The sequence below is a fragment of the Arthrobacter sp. zg-Y1171 genome (assembly GCF_025244845.1).
GTDB lineage: Bacteria > Actinomycetota > Actinomycetes > Actinomycetales > Micrococcaceae > Arthrobacter_B.
Window position 1 is genome coordinate 2112868 of sequence record NZ_CP104264.1, and the last position, 19026, is coordinate 2131893.

At 65.2% G+C, this 19026-nt stretch carries 17 protein-coding genes, 2 tRNA genes and 1 other RNA gene; 8 read left to right on the plus strand and 12 right to left on the minus strand.

The window, feature by feature from the left end; translation table 11 throughout:
• Positions 1-37 precede the first annotated feature (37 nt).
• The 3 genes from N2L00_RS09915 (at position 38) to N2L00_RS09925 (ending at position 2056) form a co-directional block, all read left to right on the plus strand.
• A tRNA-His gene (locus N2L00_RS09915) sits at positions 38-113 on the plus strand.
• A 172-nt stretch (positions 114-285) separates the two neighbouring features.
• A complete protein-coding gene (locus tag N2L00_RS09920) occupies positions 286-1443 on the plus strand; it encodes an acyl-CoA dehydrogenase family protein (protein WP_255862880.1) in 1158 nt (385 codons plus the stop codon).
• A gap of 40 nt (positions 1444-1483) precedes the next feature.
• Positions 1484-2056 carry a peptide deformylase gene (locus N2L00_RS09925; protein WP_255862879.1) on the plus strand — a complete coding sequence of 191 codons (573 nt, stop codon included), beginning with the start codon at positions 1484-1486 and terminating at the stop codon, positions 2054-2056.
• Positions 2057-2153: 97 nt separating this feature from the next.
• On the opposite strand, the gene N2L00_RS09930 is transcribed toward N2L00_RS09925, so the two are convergent.
• The 3 genes from N2L00_RS09930 to rnpB form a co-directional block, all read right to left on the minus strand.
• Positions 2154-3617, minus strand: coding sequence for a glyceraldehyde-3-phosphate dehydrogenase (locus N2L00_RS09930; protein ID WP_255862878.1), 1464 nt, complete (start codon positions 3615-3617; stop codon positions 2154-2156).
• Positions 3618-3734: 117 nt separating this feature from the next.
• Positions 3735-5042, minus strand: a complete 1308-nt coding sequence (locus N2L00_RS09935) for an MFS transporter (protein WP_255862877.1) — start codon at positions 5040-5042, stop codon at positions 3735-3737.
• Positions 5043-5177: 135 nt separating this feature from the next.
• Positions 5178-5582: RNase P RNA component class A (gene rnpB / locus N2L00_RS09940), an RNA gene on the minus strand.
• A gap of 76 nt (positions 5583-5658) precedes the next feature.
• Between rnpB and N2L00_RS09945 the strand changes: the two genes are divergently transcribed.
• Positions 5659-6423 carry a YaaA family protein gene (locus N2L00_RS09945; protein ID WP_255862876.1) on the plus strand — a complete coding sequence of 255 codons (765 nt, stop codon included), beginning with the start codon at positions 5659-5661 and terminating at the stop codon, positions 6421-6423.
• Between the two features lie 4 nt (positions 6424-6427).
• On the opposite strand, the gene N2L00_RS09950 is transcribed toward N2L00_RS09945, so the two are convergent.
• The 3 genes from N2L00_RS09950 to N2L00_RS09960 all read right to left on the minus strand — a co-directional run bounded on the left by N2L00_RS09950 (position 6428) and on the right by N2L00_RS09960 (position 9117).
• Positions 6428-7387: a reverse transcriptase-like protein gene (locus N2L00_RS09950; RefSeq protein WP_308219728.1), complete on the minus strand. Its 960-nt coding sequence runs from the start codon at positions 7385-7387 to the stop codon at positions 6428-6430.
• A 3-nt stretch (positions 7388-7390) separates the two neighbouring features.
• Entirely contained in the window at positions 7391-8131 is a 741-nt protein-coding gene (locus N2L00_RS09955) for a zinc ribbon domain-containing protein (RefSeq protein WP_255862875.1), read from the minus strand.
• A gap of 77 nt (positions 8132-8208) precedes the next feature.
• Entirely contained in the window at positions 8209-9117 is a 909-nt protein-coding gene (locus tag N2L00_RS09960; protein WP_255862874.1) for a Nif3-like dinuclear metal center hexameric protein, read from the minus strand.
• Between the two features lie 128 nt (positions 9118-9245).
• On the opposite strand from N2L00_RS09960, the gene msrA reads away from it, so the two are divergent.
• From msrA to epsC, 3 genes are all read left to right on the plus strand, one after another.
• Positions 9246-9770 carry a peptide-methionine (S)-S-oxide reductase MsrA gene (gene msrA / locus N2L00_RS09965; RefSeq protein ID WP_255862873.1) on the plus strand — a complete coding sequence of 175 codons (525 nt, stop codon included), beginning with the start codon at positions 9246-9248 and terminating at the stop codon, positions 9768-9770.
• 98 nt (positions 9771-9868) lie between these two features.
• Positions 9869-10804, plus strand: coding sequence for a cysteine synthase A (gene cysK / locus N2L00_RS09970; protein WP_227923738.1), 936 nt, complete (start codon positions 9869-9871; stop codon positions 10802-10804).
• Between the two features lie 48 nt (positions 10805-10852).
• Positions 10853-11437: a serine O-acetyltransferase EpsC gene (gene epsC, locus N2L00_RS09975; protein ID WP_227923736.1), complete on the plus strand. Its 585-nt coding sequence runs from the start codon at positions 10853-10855 to the stop codon at positions 11435-11437.
• A gap of 66 nt (positions 11438-11503) precedes the next feature.
• Here epsC and gndA read toward each other — a convergent pair whose 3' ends face one another.
• From gndA to N2L00_RS10005, 6 genes are all read right to left on the minus strand, one after another.
• Positions 11504-12940: an NADP-dependent phosphogluconate dehydrogenase gene (gene gndA / locus N2L00_RS09980; RefSeq protein ID WP_255766497.1), complete on the minus strand. Its 1437-nt coding sequence runs from the start codon at positions 12938-12940 to the stop codon at positions 11504-11506.
• 126 nt (positions 12941-13066) lie between these two features.
• The gene (locus N2L00_RS09985) at positions 13067-13924 is read right to left on the minus strand and encodes a class A beta-lactamase-related serine hydrolase (RefSeq protein ID WP_255862872.1); all 858 of its coding nucleotides are present in this window, start codon (positions 13922-13924) and stop codon (positions 13067-13069) included.
• An 86-nt stretch (positions 13925-14010) separates the two neighbouring features.
• Positions 14011-14086 (minus strand) — tRNA-Val (locus N2L00_RS09990).
• Positions 14087-14170: 84 nt separating this feature from the next.
• Entirely contained in the window at positions 14171-15121 is a 951-nt protein-coding gene (locus tag N2L00_RS09995; protein ID WP_255862871.1) for a Sir2 family NAD-dependent protein deacetylase, read from the minus strand.
• Positions 15118-15582 carry a peroxiredoxin gene (locus tag N2L00_RS10000; protein WP_255766500.1) on the minus strand — a complete coding sequence of 155 codons (465 nt, stop codon included), beginning with the start codon at positions 15580-15582 and terminating at the stop codon, positions 15118-15120. The genes N2L00_RS09995 and N2L00_RS10000 overlap by 4 nt, the downstream gene beginning before the upstream one ends.
• Complete coding sequence (locus N2L00_RS10005; protein WP_255766501.1) at positions 15579-15998, minus strand: DUF3052 domain-containing protein; 420 nt, start codon at positions 15996-15998, stop codon at positions 15579-15581. Before N2L00_RS10005 ends, N2L00_RS10000 begins: the two co-directional genes overlap by 4 nt.
• Before the next feature lie 283 nt (positions 15999-16281).
• On the opposite strand from N2L00_RS10005, the gene aceE reads away from it, so the two are divergent.
• Entirely contained in the window at positions 16282-19026 is a 2745-nt protein-coding gene (aceE, locus tag N2L00_RS10010) for a pyruvate dehydrogenase (acetyl-transferring), homodimeric type (protein ID WP_257794942.1), read from the plus strand.

The following is a 19026-nucleotide window of genomic DNA, read 5'->3' on the forward strand; positions in this document are numbered from 1 at the left end:
TCGCCTGGACTTCGCGGATGAACGTTTGAGGCACATGGTGGGTATAGCTCAGTTGGCAGAGCGCCTGGTTGTGGTCCAGGAGGTCGCGGGTTCAACCCCCGTTACTCACCCCAATGAGGCTGGCGGTTCCAGCTTCGAAAGGCCGCCTCGGATTAGTCCGGGGCGGCCTTTTATGTTTGTGTTTCACTGTTAGCGGTGCAGTGCCTAATGCACGGCGCCCGTGGGCAATGGCCCGCACTGAACCCCATACGCCTATGCGTGGCTTATCAATGAGGAGGCGCCGCCTTGGAGCGCAGACTGTTCGAAGAGGACCATGAGCTGTTCCGGGAAGTCGTCCGGGAATTCGATGCCCGCGAAGTCGCCGCCGGATACCCGGAATGGGATGCGGCGCACATGATGCCCCGCCGGCTCTGGAAAGCAGCCGGCGAACAGGGCCTGCTCGGCCTGGCCGTTCCCGAGGAGTTCGGCGGCGCCGGGATGCCGGATTACCGCTTCCGCGCCGTGATGGACGAGGAATTTGCCCGCTCCAACCACCTCGCCGTCGGCCTCGCCTTCCATCTGCATGACGACATGGTCCTCCCCCACCTGCTGGCCTACGGCTCCGACGAGCTGAAGGAACACTGGCTGCCCGGCATGGTGTCCGGAGATCTGGTCACCTCGGTAGCCTGGACCGAGCCCGGCGCGGGCAGCGACCTCCGGGGCATCCGCACCAAGGCGGTCCGCACCGACGACGGCGACTGGCGCCTCAGCGGCCAGAAGACCTTCATCGGCAACGGCATCAGCGGCGATGCGTCCCTGGTCCTTGCCCGGACGGACGGCGGCACCGGCCGTGGACAGCGCGATTCGTTCAGCATGTTCATGGTGGAGAAAACCGAGGGCTACAGCACCGGCCGCCAGCTCGACAAGATGGGCCTGAAGGCCTCCGACACCGCTGAACTGTTCTTCGACGATGTTCACGTCCCGGCCGCCAACCTTGTGGGCGACGTCGGCCGCGGGCTGGAGTACGCCGAGGGGCAGCTTCCCCAGGGCCGGCTGGCCATCGCCGTCGCCTCGTCCGCCGTCGCCCGCCAGATCTACGAAGCCACCGTGGAATACACCAAAAACCGCAACGCCTTCGGGGACCGGATCGCCGACTTCCAGAACAGCCGGTTTGCACTGGCGGACATCCTCACCGAGGTTGAAGTCACCGAAGCCTACGTCGATTCGGCCATCCTTGCGTTCAATGAAGGAAAGCTCGACGCCGTCTCGGCCGCCAAGGCCAAGCTCTGGGCCAGCGAACGGGCCAAGTCCATCACGGACCGCTGCCTGCAGCTGCACGGCGGCTACGGCTACATCCTGGAATACCCGGTGGCCCAGGCCTTCCTGGCCGCCCGCCTGCTGACCATCTTCGGCGGCACCAGCGAAATCATGCGGGAAGTCATCGGACGCGGCATCGTCCGCTGAGCCCGGTTCCCGGCACCAACACCACGAGAGAAAGACAGTAATGACCGTTCGTCCCATCGTCATCCACGGAGAACCCGTACTGCACCGCAGGGCGGCCGAGGTGGAAGAGTTCAATGACGAGCTGCGCACCTTGGTTGCCGATATGTTCGAAACGATGGACGTCGCCAACGGCGTCGGCCTCGCAGCCCCGCAGATCGGCGTCGGCCTGCGCCTGTTCACCTTCGACTATGAGAACGACGACGACGCTCCGAACCGCGGCGTCGTCATCAACCCGGTCCTGATCACGTCCAAGATCCCGGGCTCCGCCCCCGATCCGGACGAAACCTCCGAAGGCTGCCTCTCCGTACCCGGCGAGAATTTCCCGGTGAACCGGGCAGAATGGGCGAAGATCAGCGGCTTCGACGAGTTCGGCGCGCCCGTGCAGTTCGAGGCGACCGACTGGTTTGCCCGCGTCCTGCAGCACGAGTACGACCACCTCGACGGCAAGCTCTACGTGGACCGGCTTACCGACCGCTGGAGCCGCAAGGCGCGGAAGGTGATGAAGGCGCAGGGCTGGACCGCCCCGGGCCATACCTGGATGCCGGGTGTGGACCCGGACCCCTTCGGCCACTGAGTCCTTCTGTACCGACACCGCCCGTAACGCACGAAGGGCCCGCAGGAAATCTCCTGCGGGCCCTTCGTGATTTAAGCTCGCTGCGCGTTGCCGGCCCTTAGCCGGCGATGGCTGCCAGCGACTGTGCCTTGGGGAAAGCCGGCGGGTTGACGTGCGCCATCTCCTCCAGGACCCGGACCACCTGGCAGCTGTACCCGAATTCGTTGTCGTACCAGACGTACAGCACGAGGTTCTTGCCGTTGGAAATGGTCGCGAGACCGTCCACGATCCCGGCGCGCTTGGAACCCACGAAGTCGCTGGACACCACCTCGGGCGAGGCGATGTAGTCGATCTGCTTGTGCAGCGGAGAGTTCAACGAGGTTTCGCGCAGGAAGGCGTTCACTTCGTCCCTGGTGGCGGCGCTCTCCAGGTTCAGGTTGAGGATGGCCATCGACACGTCCGGGGTGGGTACGCGGATCGCGTTGCCGCTGAGCTTGCCTTCCAGCTCCGGCAGTGCCTTGGCAACCGCCTTCGCGGCACCGGTTTCCGTGATGACCATGTTCAGCGCCGCGGAGCGCCCGCGCCGGTCGCCGTTGTGGAAGTTGTCGATCAGGTTCTGGTCATTGGTGAAGGAATGCACCGTTTCCACGTGCCCGTTCACAATGCCGTACTTGTCGTTGAGGACCTTGAGCACCGGGGTGATGGCGTTGGTGGTGCAGGAGGCAGCCGTAATGATCCGGTCCTCGTCCGTGATGGACCCGTGGTTGATCCCGTGCACGATGTTCTTCAGGTTCCCCTTGCCCGGTGCGGTCAGCAGCACCCGGGACACACCCTTCGCGGCCAGGTGCTGGGACAGGCCTTCCTCATCGCGCCAGCGGCCGGTGTTGTCCACCACCACCGCATCGTTGATGCCGTACGCCGTGTAATCCACGGTCGCCGGATCGTTCGAGTAAATGACCTGGATCAGGGTTCCGTTGGCGAGGATGGTGTTTTTTTCCTCGTCCACCGTGATGGTGCCGTTGAAGGCCCCGTGGACCGAGTCCCGGCGCAGCAGGCTGGCGCGCTTCACGAGATCGTTTTCGGAGCCCTTCCGCACTACGATCGCGCGCAGCCGCAGGCCCTGCCCGCCGCCTGCTTTCTCCACGAGGATCCGGGCCAGGAGCCGTCCGATGCGGCCAAAGCCGTAGAGGACGACGTCGGTGCTCGTCCGCTCGTCGGCTCCGCTCTTGCCGGCGACGTCGGCCAGTTCGGCCCGCAGGAAGTCGTTGAGATCCCCGCCCTGCTCCTTGTACTTGTTGCTCAGCCTGGCCAGGTCCACGGACGCGGCACCCAGTTCCAGCTCGGTCAGGGCCCGGAGCAACGGGTAGGTCTCTGCGACCGGGAGTTCGGTTTCGTCGATCTGGCGGGCGAACCGGTGCGCCTTCAGGATGTCGATAACCGACTTGTTGACGAGTGGACGCCCATAGACCGAGGTCACCACGCTGTTTTCCCGGTAGAGCCGCCCGATCAGCGGAATCATGGCCTCGGCGAGGGCCTCCCGATCCATCCAGGCATCAAGGCACGTATCCGAATTGGAGCTCACAGAACTTCACATCCTTTTCTCAGCCGGCACTGCGTTGTGCCGGTTGGGCGGTAATCCCTACCAGTGTATTAGGACACATCAACCCCGCCGGACCCACGGCTGAGAGATCAGTCACATTCAGGAGGCCTGCAGGCCGCTTTCGGCACGGTCGCCTGCCGGACCTTCCGCTCGCGGGGGTTCCAGGTCCGCAAGATCCCTTACCCGGCGCAGCGGGCCGAAGACAGCGGCCAACGGGGCAAGCGCGGCCACCAGGATCCCGGTCAGGATCGCTCCCCGGATATCCATCACCTCGACCAGCAGCCCGGCGGCAAATGCCGCGACGGCGAGCATGCCCCAGGTCACCATCCGCTGGGCGGACCCGAGGCGGCCGAGCATCTGCGGCGGGCAGACCCGCTGGCGGAAGGTCGTGGAGACGACAATGTTCAAGGCAATGGAAAAGCCCGCGATGAAAAGTCCGACAAAGCCGGCAGTCATTCCCCAGCCCGGAGAGATGAACAGCAGGGTCGCGTATCCGCCTACTACCGGGAACATCGAATACCGCCACACCCGCCCGGAACCGAGACGGCCGGTGATCCACTTGGTGGACAAGCCGCCGATGGTTCCCCCAACCGCCGTAGCTGCCGTCAGGAGGCCCAGCATGCCCGGAGACTCTCCGAGGGAACGGATCACCAGCAGGACCAGCAGCGACACCACGATGTTGCCGCCGAGGTTCCAGAGCGCGCCGGTGATGAGCAGCACGCGCAGGGGCACGGTACTGAAGGTGTAGCGCAGTCCCTCCCCCATGTCCCGGAAAACCCTCCGGTCCTTCGGGCGGTCGGGACGGGCCTCGGCAACGTCAAGCCGGAGAATCGCCGACAGGGAGGCAAAGGACGCGGCGACCTGCAGCAGCAAAGCATTGGATGCCCCCCAGGCATCCGTGACCCAGCCGCCCACGGCCCGGCCGCCGGCGTCGCCAAGGGCACCGGAACCCGTCATGAGCCCGTTGCCCTCCACCAGTTCCTCGCGGTCCACCGCGGCAGGCACGAGTGCCTGCTCGGCAAGGGTAAAGAACACTGCTGCGAGTCCTGCACCGAAAGACACCGCGAATAACTGGGTAACCGTGAGCGCCCCCAGCCACCAGGCCACCGGCAGGCTGGCCAGCAGCAGTGTCCGTACGGCAAGCGAAACCACTATCAGCGGGCGGCGCCGGTGCCTGTCCACCAGCACGCCGATAGGCAGCGCGAACAGGAGCCAGGGAAGAAAGGTCATACCGGAAAGGACGGCAACCGTGGAGTTCGAGGCATCCAGTTCCGTCACCGCTATCACCGGCAGGGCCACGCTGGTTACGGCAGTGCCGAATATTCCGGCGGTTGAAGAGATCCACAGCCGTCGGAAATTCGCATTTCGCAGAACCAGGGGCTTCCTTGCCGCCTCCGTGTGGGACATTGCCACAGACTAGCCCAGCACCGGTTGAATAAAACGAGTCAACGTGCCGGAAAAGGAATATTGCACGAAAGCTTTGCCAAGAGTGCGGAAATCTTTGGCTGCTCCGCACGGCCGCGGGTTTTGTGCGGAAGTATGTGGACGGGTTGGCCGATAAGCCGGGTTTTGTACGCCCGGACCGTTACCGGACCGGGAGCGGCAATCATCCATCTAGGGCCGCCGTTGCCGGCTGCCTCAAGCGGCCTACCCGGACACATCGGGCGGGCAGCCCTCAAACGTGTCCTGTATGGCCTTGCTCCGGGTGGGGTTTACCTAGCCGTCCCGGTCACCCGGGACGCTGGTGGTCTCTTACACCGCCTTTTCACCCTTACCTGCTCAGGCTGCAAAGCAGCTTTAGCCGGCGGTTTCTTTTCTGTGGCACTGGCCTGCGGGTTTCCCCGAGTGGGCGTTACCCACCACCCTGCCCTGCGGAGCCCGGACTTTCCTCGGCGGCTGCGGTTTCCTCGAAGGAGTCCGCGCCGACGCGATTGCCTGGCCAACCCGTCCACAGTCAACTCTACCGTCCCGGAGGCGCTGCCCGGTCCGGACCTGCGCCGGCCGGCTCGCGTAGGATTAACCGGTGCTGATTCTGCTCCCGCCCTCCGAAGGAAAAACCCCTGCAGCGTCCGGGCCGCCCCTGGACCCGTCCCGGCTGCATTTCCCCTTGCTTTCCGAACCCCGCTCGCTGGTACTCAAGGCCCTGGCCGAAGCCAGCGGCTCCGAAAATGCCCTGGCTGTCTTGGGGGTGGGGGCAACCCTGGCCCCGGAAGTACGGCGCAATACCGCCTTGGACACCGAGCCCTGCGCACCCGCGCACCGGGTCTACACGGGTGTGTTGTACGACGCGCTGGGCTACGCCTCGCTCCCGCCGGCGGTGCAGCGGCGTGCAGACGATGCCGTGCTGGTGATGTCCGCCCTGTGGGGTGCCCTCGGCTTTGCGGATCCGATTCCGGCCTACCGGCTCTCGATGTCAGTGCGGCTTCCCGAGACCGGGCGCCTTGCCGCCTTCTGGAAGCAGCACCTGACCGGTCCGCTGGACGAGTACGCCGGGGATTCACTGGTGGTGGACTGCCGCTCCAGCACCTATGCCGCAGCTTGGGCGCCGGATCCGCAGCGCACGGCGGCGGTTAACGTATTTACCGTCCGCGACGGCCAACGCAAAGTGGTTTCGCACTTCGCCAAGCACACCCGCGGCGAGCTGGCCCGCCATCTGCTCCTGCGCACCGGCACGGAGCCGGCGACGCCGCAGGACCTGCTGGCTGCTGCACAGGAAAAGTGGGAGGCCGAGCTGGTGGCCCCGGCAGGCCGGAAGCCGTACCAGCTCAACCTCATCCTGGCCGGATAGCGCCCTACCCGGCCACCAGTTCCACTTCGAAACCCTCTTCGTTTTCCAGGTAGGCGGCGTAGTGCTCCGCTCCCCCGGCGTGGGGATGCCGGTCCGCGAACATCAGGGTCCAGCCGTGGCTGGCCGCACGCCGTGCCAGGAGTTCGACGTCGGCCTCCGAACCGGCGCAGAACGCGAGGTGGTTCAGTCCGGGCCGCTTCCGGGAATAGGGACCGCGTTCGACGTCGGGGCCTTCCTCGAGCACGATGTAGCCCTCGGCGCCCTGCCAGCTCGCACCGGTGGTCCAGGTGTCCTTCCGGACGTAGCCCACCCGTTCCAGCAGCCAGCCCAGCGACTTTTCCGCCGCAGCGAAGTCGTTGACCCAGATCTCCGTGTGATGCAGCCGTCCCGTGGGGGCGGCCGCAGGAGCAGGAGACGACGCCGCTTCGAGTACCGCCGCGGCGGCGGCTGCCTTGGTATCCGCACCGGCGCGCGGCTTCCACGGAATGCCGGCCGTGCCTGCGTCCATTGCCTCATTGGACAACCGGTCCGCGTCCTTGTTCAGTTCCCGCGGAATCCACTGGTATTTCACCCGCTGCGGATTGACGATGGAACGTGCCTTCGCCGCAAGCTTCTGCATGTCGGCATGCTTGATCTTCCAGCGGCCGCTCATCTGCTCGACCACGAGCTTGGAATCCATCTTCGCCAGGATCCAGCAGTCCGGGTCGATGCTGTGCGCCAGCTCCAGGGCCGCGATAAGGCCTGAATACTCGGCAACGTTATTGGACACCCGGCCCACGTATTCGGCTTTTTCAGCCAGGATGCGGCCGGTGTCAGGATCGCGGACCAGCGCACCGTAACCGGCAATACCCGGATTGCCCCGCGACCCCCCGTCGGCTTCCACGATCAGGGTCCGCCGGGAGCTGCCGGCGGAGGCGCGGCGGGGTTCCTCGCCGGAGTCAGGCTCCGGGTCAAACAATGTCACCGCTTAGCTGCCCCACTCGGCAGAGCGGACCAGGATGCAGCCCGAATCCGGGCAGAACACAATCTCGTCTTCGGCAGCCTTGCGGATGTCAGCAAGGTCACCGGGGCTCAGCTGCATGCCCGAGCCCTCGGAGGTGCCGTGGAAGAGCCGCGCGGCGCCGATGCCGTGCTTTGACAAGGTCTTTTCGTAGATGGCAAGCAGCGCAGTATCGAAGCTGTCGGCCAGCTCTGCACGGCGGGCTTCGGCGTCGGAGCTGTCCGCAGCAATGACGGCGAGTTCGGCGTCGCGCTTCTCCTCCAGTTCCCGGCGCTTCCCGTGCAGGGATGTCAGTGCTTCACCGGCTTCGGCTTCGCGGGTGCGGGCAGCCTCGAGCCGTTCCATCACGTCGAGTTCGACGTCTTCAAGGTCGGACCGGCGGCGTTCGAGGGATACGATTTCCGCCTGCAGCGCCGTGAGCTCCTTGGAGCCGCCCTTGCCGCTGTCCAGGTGCTGCTGGTCACGGGCCATCCGTGCGACAACGGATGCTACGTCCGCTTCGGCGCGGGTGAGCTCACGTTCGATGTCGGCCACTTCCGTGCCGGCTGCCACGCGTGCGCTTTCAGCTGCGGCGACGGCACCGGCCAGGGACGCGATCTCGGGATTGTTGCTAACGTTGCGGGCCTGATTGCGCAGGGACTTGATCCTGCTGTCCAGGGCCTGCAGATCCAGCAGCCTCAGCTGCTCCGCGGGCGATGCTTTTGCCACCGGTTACCTCCGTGTATATCCGGACCTGCCTGGCCCGGCTCTCCTAAGCCTATGCCACCGCCGGGGATCACTTCAGCCTACGGCGTCAGCACGAAGTCCCACGGATCCGTGTTCACGCCGCTGACGCGCACGTCAGCGGCGAAGCCCTGGTCCGTCAGGACGTTTTCGAGGGCGTTCGCGGCCGGCGTCAGCCACAGCCATTCGCTGCCGAAGTGGGAGACGTCCATGAGGTACGGACGGCCGTTTCCGGCAGAGGCACGCTCCCGCAGTTCCGACGCCGGATGGTGGCGCAGGTCCGCGGTGACGTAGACGTCGGCACGCTGGGCACGGACGGCGTCGAACAGGCTGTCGCCGGCTCCGCCGCAGACGGCTACCCGGCGGACCATGCCCTGCGGGTCGCCCGCCACGCGGACGCCGCCGGCGACGGCGGGCAGGAGGCTGAAGACGCGCTCGGCGAAGTCCGCAAGCGACAGCATCTCGGGAAGATCCCCGACCCGGCCGATTCCCTCTTCGGGCAGGCCTTCCGCGGCGGGAACCAGCGGGCTGACGTTCCGGAGCCCGAAGGCATCTGCGAGCACGTCGGACACGCCGCCGACGGCGCTGTCGCCGTTGGTATGCACCGTCAACAGTGCGCAGCCGCCCTCGATCAGCCGGTGCACGGCGTCGCCCTTGAACGAATTGGCAGCTACGGAGTTCACCGGTTTCAGCAGCAGGGGGTGATGGGTGACGAGCAGATCCGCTCCCCATTCAAGGGCCTCGTCGATGACCTCACGGGTGGGATCAACCGCGAACAGGATCCGCCGGACCTCCCGGTCGCCGCGGCCTGCAACCAGGCCGGGCGCGTCCCAGTCCTCGGCCAGTGATTCGGGCCAGAGCTCTTCGGCTGCCAGGAGTACGTCGCCAAGGGTGGGTGTGTCGCTGCCGCCGGTGGCCTGGTCAGGTTCAGTGTCCGCGCCGGCGCGCTCGTGGGGGTGATCCGCTTCCATGACTTTAGTTCTACCCGCTGCCGTTGCCGTGCTCAATTCCGCCGCGCCTGCCGTGACGGAACGAACACCGCCGCACCCGGTTACCGGACATCGGGAATCAAAGCGGGACCTGATGCCTTGTTAAGGGCATGAAGACGTATGTATTAGGCGGAGGCTGCTTTTGGTGCCTCGATGCTCTTTACCGCAAGGTCCGCGGCGTAACCGACGTAGTTTCCGGCTACACAGGGGGTGCGGTGGACAACCCGGACTATGACAGCGTGAGCGCCGGGATCACCGGACACGCAGAAGTAGTGGCCGTGACCTTTGACGAGGACATGATCCCTCCGGAAGTCATCCTGGACATGTTCTTTTCGCAGCATGACCCCACCACCCTGAACCGACAGGGCTACGACGTCGGCACCCAGTACCGGTCCTCGATGTTCTACCGGGACGAGGATCAGCGCAAGGAATTCGAAGCTGCGCTTGAGCGTGCCCGGGAGAACTGGAAGGACCCGATCGTCACCGAGATCGTGCCCCTTCCCCGGTTTTACCCGGCGGAGGATTTCCACCAGGACTTCTACGCCAAGCACCCCGGCCAGGGTTACTGTCAGGTGATCATTAATCCGAAGCTGGCCAAGGCCCGCAAGTATTACTCCGAATGGCTTCAGGACTAAGGCTGTCCGGCCGCGCCGATAGGCTGGAACGGGCATAACTGAGTCCGGCTTTGTTGAGTCCGGCTTTTTGAAGGAACGTTGAAGGAATAGAGGAAACCATGGCTCGTATTTATGACGATGTAACCCAGCTCGTAGGCGGTACCCCGCTGGTCCGCCTGAACCGGCTCGCCGAGGGGCTTCCCGCCCAGGTGGCGGTGAAGCTGGAGTTCTACAACCCGGCCAACAGCGTCAAGGACCGGATCGGCGTGGCCATCGTCGACGCCGCCGAGAAGGCGGGCGCGCTTCAGCCCGGCGGCACCATCGTGGAGGGCACCTCCGGCAATACCGGTATCGCCCTGGCCATGGTGGGCGCTGCCCGCGGCTACAAGGTGATCCTCACCATGCCCGAAACCATGTCCACGGAGCGCCGGGTGATGCTCCGTGCCTACGGTGCGGAGATTGTCCTCACCCCCGGCGCCGAGGGCATGCGCGGAGCAGTGGACAAGGCCAAGGAAATCGTGGCCACCACCGAAAACGCCATCTGGGCGCAGCAGTTCGCCAATGAAGCGAACCCGGCCGTACACCGCGCCACCACCGCCGAGGAAATCTGGGCCGACACCGATGGAAAGGTGGACATCTTCGTGGCCGGCATCGGCACCGGCGGCACCATCACCGGCGTCGGGCAGGTCCTGAAGGAACGCAAGCCGGACGTGAAGATTGTGGCGGTAGAGCCCAAGGACTCCGCCATCCTCAACGGCGGATCCCCCGGCCCCCACAAGATCCAGGGCATCGGTGCCAACTTCGTCCCCGAGATCCTGGACACCACCGTCTATGACGAGGTCTTTGACGCCTCCATCGAGGATTCCGTAGCCACGGCCCGCGCACTGGGCACCCAGGAGGGCATCCTCGGCGGTATCTCCTCCGGTGCCATCGTCTGGGCTGCACTGGAACTCGCCAAGCGCGAAGAGAACGCCGGTAAGCTGATTGTTGCCACCGTCTGCGACTTCGGAGAACGTTACATCTCTACGGTCCTGTACGACGACATCCGCGGTTAGTCCGCGTTCCGTCCCTGCGGGGCGGATCATCCGAGCAGAAAGTTCTCTGTGAGTCTGTTAGCCCGACTGCGCGAAGACCTCGACGCCGCCGCATCACACGATCCGGCGGCCAGAGGCTCGCTCGAAAACCTCGTTGTCTACTCCGGCCTGCATGCCATCTGGATGCACCGGCTGACGCACCGCATGTGGGCCCGGCCCCCGCTGCGGTTCCCGGCGCGCGTGCTCTCGCAGGTGACCCGTTTTGCCACCGGCATCGAGATCCACCCCGGAGCGACCATCGGCCGCCGGTTCTTTATCGACCACGGCATGGGGGTGGTCATCGGCGAGACAGCGGAGATCGGCAATGACGTCATGCTTTACCACGGGGTGACCCTGGGCGGCCGTTCGCTGGCCAAGGTCAAGCGCCACCCGACCATCTGCGACGGGGTCACCGTAGGTGCGGGAGCGAAGATCCTGGGGCCGGTGACCATTGGTGCGAACAGCGCGGTGGGAGCCAACGCCGTGGTGGTCAAGGATGCCCCGGCGGATTCGATCATCACCGGCATCCCGGCCAAGTGGCGGCATCGGGACACCAAGATGACCCAGCCCGCGGTGGACCCGGCCGAGTACATCGATCCGGCCATTTACATCTAGCCGGAACAGCACACTAAAAAGGTCCGCAGCTTCCGCTGCGGACCTTTTTAGTACCCTTTGGGTTCCTTAGTGGGTGTCCACTGCCTCGACCTCGGCGCGGTCTTCGCCCCACATGGTGTGGAAGGTTCCTTCGGCGTCGACCCGGTGGTAGGTGTGTGCACCGAACAGGTCCCGCAGGCCCTGCGTCAGTGCCGCCGGAAGCCGCTTGCGGCGCAGGCCGTCGTAGTAGGCCAGCGAGGAGGAGAACACCGGCACGGGAATGCCCAGCTGCACGGCGACGGAGACCACGCGGCGCCAGGCCGGAACGGCGGCGGCGATCGACTCCGCGAACGCCGGGGCGAACAGCAGGTTCGCGGGAGCTTCGCTGCCGGCGTAGGCCTTCATGATGTCATCCAGCAGTTCCGCGCGGATGATGCAGCCGGCACGCCAGAGCGAGGCGATCTCGTCCAGCTTCAGTTCCCAGCCGTATTCCCTGGCTGCAGCGTTGAGCATGTCGATGCCCTGCGCGTAGCTGACCAGCTTGGAGGCGTAGAGGGCCTGCCGCACGTCGTCGACGAACGTATCCGGAAGCTCGACGGCGGCTTCCTCGCCCTGGAGAGTGTGCTGTGCAACTTCGCGCTGTCCGCGCTGGGAGGACAGTGCGCGGGCGAAGACCGACTCGGCGATGGCGGAAACCGGGGAACCCAGGTCCAGGCCGGAGACGACCGTCCAGCGTCCGGTGCCTTTCTGCCCGGCGGAGTCCACCACTACGTCCACGAACGGCTTCCCGGTCCGGGCGTCCACGTGGCCCAGGACCTCCGCGGTGATTTCGATCAGGAAGGAGCTGAGCTGACCGGTGTTCCACTCGTTGAAGATCCTGGCCTGCTCGGCCGGTTCAATGCCGGCAGCGGAGCGCAGCAGGTCGTAGGCCTCGCCGATCACCTGCATGTCCGCATATTCGATGCCGTTGTGCACCATCTTCACAAAGTGGCCGGCCCCGTCGGTGCCGATCCAGGTGCAGCAGGGCTCGCCGTCGTACTTCGCGGCGATCTTCTCCAGCATCGGGCCCAGGGAATCGTAGGACTCGCGGGAACCGCCGGGCATGATGGAGGGGCCCAGGAGGGCTCCCTCTTCACCGCCGGAGACGCCGACGCCGACAAAGTGCAGGTCCTTCTCAGCCAGGGCGGCCTCGCGGCGGCGGGTGTCCTCGAAATGCGAGTTGCCGCCGTCGATCACGATGTCGCCCGGCTCCAGCAGCGGAACCAGCTGGCCGATCACCGAATCCACCGGCGCTCCGGCCTTGACCATGATCAGAACGCGGCGCGGTTTCTCCAGTGAGTCAACCAGTTCCTGCAGCGTCTCGGTGCGGATGAACTCCCCCTCATCGCCGTGGGCGGAAAGCAGGGCATCCGTTTTCTCGATGGAACGGTTGTGCAGGGCCACCGTGTAACCGTTGCGGGCGAGATTGCGGGCGAGGTTTGCACCCATGACGGCAAGGCCGGTTACACCAATTTGTGCACTCAAGTTCTCTCCAAGGATGGTTCGGGTGCCCGGCGGGCACGGGGACGGCACATGATCATTGCGCCGTGTTCACGCTCCAGCCTATGCTTCTTCGGCGTCCCGCCGCCACAGGGGCCCCCGGCCGCGGGATCAGGCCCCGGCTTCGTAGCCGTTGATCACCGAGGCAACGCCTTCGACAATCCCGATCCCTTCCTCGAGCGTGGAGTTCCGGGAACTGAGCACAACAATGCTGTAGTCGCTCCCCCCGGCCCGGACGAACCCGGCGCTGCCCACGTTCCACACGGCGTCGTCGTCCTGCAGCCAGCCGTTCTTCAACGCCACCTCGGCATCGGGCGCCTGCACCCCCGCATTGATCCCCCAGTTCTGCTCCGGGCAGACGTTTTCCATGAGTCCGACGGCGAACGCCAACAGGTCCGGGTCCAGCCAGTCGGCACCGCAGGCCACCGTCCGGGCAATGCGCAACTGGTCCCCTGCAGTGGTTTCGCCGGCTCCCCAGACTTCACCGGCTTCCGTATCCTCCACCCCGATGAGCTCATAGGTGCGGTTCAGTTCCTCCCGGCCCCCAAGCCGGCCGTACAGCTCGGTGGTGGCTTCATTGTCGCTGTATTCGATCATCAGGGTTGCCAGGTATTCTTCCTCCGCCGTGAAGCTGCGCTGCTCTTCGGTGGCCTGGCGGACCAGGGTCAGGAGGATGGGAACCTTCACCAGGCTTGCCTCGAGGTACCGTCCGTCCGGGTTTTCGATCCAGGACTTCCCGGTGCGGTTGTCCTGGAGGGCCACGGAGAAATCTTCCCGCCTGTCCCCGGCCATCATGTCCAGGGCGGCTGCAATCGCTTCCGGTGCCCCTGTGTCCGCGGTGCTGGCAGTGCCTTGCTCTGCGGTTGGTGGTACCAGCGGAGCGTCGCCCGGCGCCGAGCAGCCGCCCAGCAGGATCATTACGGCAAGCGCTGCGCCAACGCGCTTCCGCGCCTGGAATTCCTTTGCCATCAACCCCACTCGTTTCGTACGTCTGTGCGGTTAAACCAAAAGCCGCCGTTGCCTTCCACATCTGCGGAAAGTAACGGCGGCTTCTCTGGTGGGTCCTACCGGGATCGAACCGATGACATCCACGGTGTAAACGTGGCGCTCTACCAGCTGAGCTAAAGACCCAAGACATGTTGCCCGGCCGTCAGAAACTTCTCCGCAGGCCCTGCATCACGAGGAACTACATTACCGTAAGACCGCGCCGGATGCCTAATCGGTGCCGTTCTGCGCTCCGGCCGGCAGGTCCGGGAGGTTTTCGGCCAGCCAGGTCAAGGCCGTGCTGACTCCCATATCGATCTTCAGGGTGGCCAGCGGATCCCCCCGCGTGGACCCACGGTTGATGATGACCACCGGCTTGCCGGCCTTGGCCGCGTACCGGACAAAGCGCAGCCCGCTCATCACGGTCAGTGAGGAACCCGCCACCAGCAGGGCACCGGCGTCGTCCACCACAGAGAAGGCCCGGGCCACTCGGTCCTTGGGAACGTTCTCGCCGAAGTACACGAAGTCCGGCTTCAGCATTCCGCCGCAGACGGGACAGTCCGCAACGACGAAGTTCTCGGTATCGGCGATATCCGCGTCGGCATCCGGGGCGATCCCGCCGTCGAGCCGCACCTGCTCCAGATAACCGGGGTTCAGCTCCTGCAGCAGACCGGCAACTTCGGAACGGGAAAAGCCCGAACGGCAGTTCAGGCAGACCACACGGTCGTAACGCCCGTGCAGGTCGATGACGTTGATGCTGCCGGCGTCCGTGTGGAGCCGGTCCACGTTCTGGGTGATCAGGCCCGAGAGCAGTCCCCGCCGTTCCAGGACCACCGCGGCCCCATGGCCGGGGTTGGGCACCGCATGGCGCAGATGGTGCCAGCCAATGTGGTTGCGGGCCCAATACCGGCGGCGGAGGTCAGGATCACCGACAAACTGCTGGTAGGTCAGCGGATTCCGCGGGGGCGCGTCGGGCCCGCGGTAGTCCGGGATGCCGGAATCCGTGCTCAGCCCGGCACCGGTCAGCAGCGCCAGCCGCTGCCCGCCCAGATAGCCGACGGCGCGCTCGAGGAGCCGCAGCTCAGCCTCGGTGGGCGGCGGAACGGATTCGAGGGCATGGCCGCTGGCGAAACCCGTGAGGCCGAGGCCCGGGCGGGAGTCGTTCGGCTGCTGTTCGCTCACAGTGCCTCCAAAGCAGTACGGTACTGCTCGAGCGGACGCGCTGCGCCCGGGTCGGAACGGATGCATGCGCGGAGGGCGCCTTCCCCGTCCATCACAAAGCTGGCGCGTTCCGCCAGCCCCCTGCGTGCGTCAAAAGCCCCAAAAGCCCGCGCCGTCTCGCCGTGCGGCCAGAAATCGGAAAGCAGGTCGAAGCCGAAGCCTTCCTGCTCGGCCCAGGCACGCAGGGTGTACTTCGAGTCACAGGAAGCTGCCAGCAGGCGCACGCCGGCGTCGTCGAAAAGGGCACGTTCGGACTGCAGCTCCGCGAGCTCGCCCCGGCACACCTGGGAGAACGCGAACGGGAAAAAGACCAGCACGACGCCGGATCCCCGGAGACCGTCCAGCCGGACCTCTTCGCCGAACTGGTTGGGAAGGCAGAAGTCCGGTACCGCAGCACCTGCCGTGAGCAGGTGCGCAGTCACTTCTTGCGTCGGCTCACCAGGCGTGTGGCAGCCCAGTCATCGGTGACGCCCGGGGAAGTGGTGACGTGCAGTCCCGCTGTGGGTGCTGCTTCCTCGATGTCGGCCGGAGGAACGTAGCCCTCGCGCCCGGACTTCGGAGTCAGAACCCAGACCACGCCGCCGTCGTCGAGCGTGGTCAGGGAATCGACCAGCGCGTCCACGAGGTCGCCGTCGTCGGCGCGCCACCAGAGGATGACGCCGTCCACAACATCGTGGTCGTCTTCAGTGAGCAACTCGCCGCCGATGAGGTCCTCTAGGTCCTCACGGAAGTCGAAGTCCACATCCTCGTCGTAGCCGTACTCCTGAACCAGGTCCCCGTCCTTGAAACCCAATCTGCTCGCCACGTTTTCTTCAGTGACGGCTTCGGCCTCGCTCACTTCACTCCTCCTAGTTGACTGCATAAATACAAGGGAATCACACATTTGCCTGATCTGCGCTGTCTCCGACTCAACGAAACACCTAAAACCCGCAGGCTTCAAGGGTTTGGGGGTCTACGCCGTCAGCGATGAGTGCCGGGCAGGCTACGCAACTACGGCCGCTCGGGACTAGAGTGGATAAAAAGGGGCGCCGAGGCGCGCATACGCGCAAGCGAAGATCCGGCGGACACCGGCCGGATACCACAGAAAGAATGTCGCAGACACAATCTGTACATGAGAGAGGTTGGCCGTGGCCGCAGAAGACACAACGGACATCCTGAGCGGGTTAACCAACCAGCTGCCGGACCGTGATCCCGAGGAAACCGCAGAATGGATCGAATCGCTCGACGAGCTGATCCGTTCGCAGGGCACTGAACGCGCGCAGTACATAATGCGTTCACTGCTCCAGCGCGCCGGTTCCCAGAGCGTGGGCGTGCCGATGGTAACCACCACCGACTACGTCAACACCATCCCGGTTGATCAGGAACCCGAATTCCCCGGTGACGAGGAAATCGAACGGCGATACCGCGCGTGGCTGCGTTGGAACGCCGCCATCATGGTGCACCGGGCCCAGCGCCCGGGCATCGGCGTCGGCGGCCATATTTCAACGTACGCCGGAGCAGCGACCCTGTACGAAGTGGGCATGAACCACTTCTTCCGGGGCAAGGACCACCCGGGCGGCGGAGACCAGATTTACTTCCAGGGTCACGCCTCCCCCGGCATGTATGCCCGCGCCTTCCTCGAAGGCCGCCTGTCCGAAGAGGACATGGACGGCTTCCGCCAGGAGAAGTCCCGCGAGGGGCATGCACTGTCCTCCTACCCGCATCCGCGCAGCATGCCGGACTTCTGGGAATTCCCGACGGTTTCCATGGGCATTGGTCCCATGAACGCCATCTACCAGGCACAGTCCAACCGCTACCTGCAGAACCGCGGCATCAAGGACACTTCCGAGCAGCATGTTTGGGCGTTCCTTGGCGACGGAGAAATGGACGAGCCCGAATCGCGCGGCCTGCTCCAGCTCGCCGCCAATGACAAGCTCGACAACCTGACCTTCGTGATCAACTGCAACCTGCAGCGCCTCGACGGCCCGGTCCGCGGCAACGGCAAGATCATGCAGGAACTGGAAGCCTTCTTCCGAGGCGCAGGCTGGAATGTCATCAAGGTTGTCTGGGGCCGCGAGTGGGATGACCTGCTCCAGCGCGACAAGGACGGCTCGCTGGTGGACATCATGAATGCCACCCCCGACGGCGACTACCAGACCTACAAGGCCGAGTCCGGCGGATTTGTGCGCGACCACTTCTTCGGCAAGACCCCGGAGACCAAGGAACTCGTTGCCAACCTGACCGACGAGGAAATCTGGAACCTCAAGCGCGGCGGCCACGACTACCGCAAGGTTTACGCCGCGTACAAGGCCGCCACGGAATTCAAGGGCGCGCCGACGGTCATCCTGGCCCACACGGTCAAGGGCTACGGCCTGGGCACGCACTTCGAGGGCCGCAACGCGACCCACCAGATGAAGAAGCTCACGCTCGATGACCTGAAGGCCTTCCGCGACCACCTGCGGATCCCGATCAGCGACGAGCAGCTCGAAGCCGACCCGTACCAGCCGCCGTACTACAACCCGGGAGCGGATGCCCCCGAGATCAAGTACATGCTGGAACGCCGGCGCGAACTGGGCGGCAACGTCCCGGAACGCCGGGTAAAGCACGAACCCGTCCACCTTCCGGACGAGAAAGCCTACGAAGTAGCCAACCGGGGTTCCGGCAAGCAGCTGGCCGCCACGACCATGGCCTTCGTCCGCCTGCTCAAGGACCTGATGCGGGACAAGGAGTTCGGCAAGCGCATTGTGCCGATCATCCCCGATGAGGCCCGTACCTTCGGCATGGACTCGTTCTTCCCGACGGCAAAGATCTACAACCCCAAGGGGCAGAACTACCTGTCCGTGGACCGGGACCTCGTCCTGGCCTACAAGGAATCCCCGCAGGGCCAGATTGTGCACGTCGGCATCAACGAGGCCGGCTCGATTGCGGCGTTCACCGCGGCGGGCACGTCCTACGCCACGCACGGCGAGCCGCTGATCCCGGTCTACGTGTTCTACTCGATGTTCGGCTTCCAGCGCACCGCCGACTACATCTGGGCGGCTACCGACCAGATGGCACGCGGGTTCCTGATCTCGGCTACCGCCGGCCGCACCACCCTCACCGGTGAAGGCCTGCAGCACGCCGACGGCCACTCGCCGATCCTGGCCTCCACCAACCCCGCGGTGAAGACCTACGATCCGGCCTACGGCTACGAGATCGGACACATTGTCCGCCACGGCCTCGAGGAGATGTACGGCCCGGATTCCAAGGATCCGAACGTCATCTACAACCTCATGGTCTACAACGAGCCGATCCAGCAGCCCAAGGCCCCCGAGGACCTGGACGTGGAAGGCATCATCAAGGGTATCTACCTGCTCGCACCGGCAAAGATCGACGGACCCCGCACCCAGCTGCTGGCCTCCGGTGTTGCCGTGCCGTGGGCCTTGGAAGCCCAGAAGCTCCTTGCCGAGGACTGGGGTGTTTCGGCCGATGTCTGGTCCGTGACCTCCTGGAACGAACTTCGCCGCGACGGCCTCGCCGCCGAGGAGGAAGCCTTCCTGAACCCCGGCTCTGAGCCGCGGGTACCCTTCGTCACCCAGCAGCTGGCCGGTGCCACCGGCCCGATTGTTGCCTCCACGGACTACATGAAGGCCGTACCGGACCAGATCCGCCAGTTCCTGCCGAACGAATTCGCCACCCTCGGTGCCGACGACTTCGGTTTTGCGGACACGCGTGCAGCTGCTCGCCGGTACTTCAAGATCGACAGCCACTCGATGGTGGTGCGGGCATTGGAGATGCTCGCCCGCCGCGGTGAAGTCGACGCCAATGCCCCCAAGGAGGCAATCGAGAAGTACCACCTGCTGGACGTCAACGCCGGCACCAGCGGAAACGCCGGCGGCGACGCCTAG

Excerpts from the sequence above, each read along its gene's own strand:
- msrA (WP_255862873.1), top strand. The coding sequence starts at position 9,246 with ATGAAGACGTATGTATTAGGCGGAGGCTGCTTTTGGTGCCTCGATGCT.
- N2L00_RS09935 (WP_255862877.1), bottom strand. The coding sequence starts at position 5,042 with ATGTCCCACACGGAGGCGGCAAGGAAGCCCCTGGTTCTGCGAAATGCG.
- N2L00_RS09925 (WP_255862879.1), top strand. The coding sequence starts at position 1,484 with ATGACCGTTCGTCCCATCGTCATCCACGGAGAACCCGTACTGCACCGC.
- cysK (WP_227923738.1), top strand. The coding sequence starts at position 9,869 with ATGGCTCGTATTTATGACGATGTAACCCAGCTCGTAGGCGGTACCCCG.
- N2L00_RS09985 (WP_255862872.1), bottom strand. The coding sequence starts at position 13,924 with ATGGCAAAGGAATTCCAGGCGCGGAAGCGCGTTGGCGCAGCGCTTGCC.
- N2L00_RS09960 (WP_255862874.1), bottom strand. The coding sequence starts at position 9,117 with ATGGAAGCGGATCACCCCCACGAGCGCGCCGGCGCGGACACTGAACCT.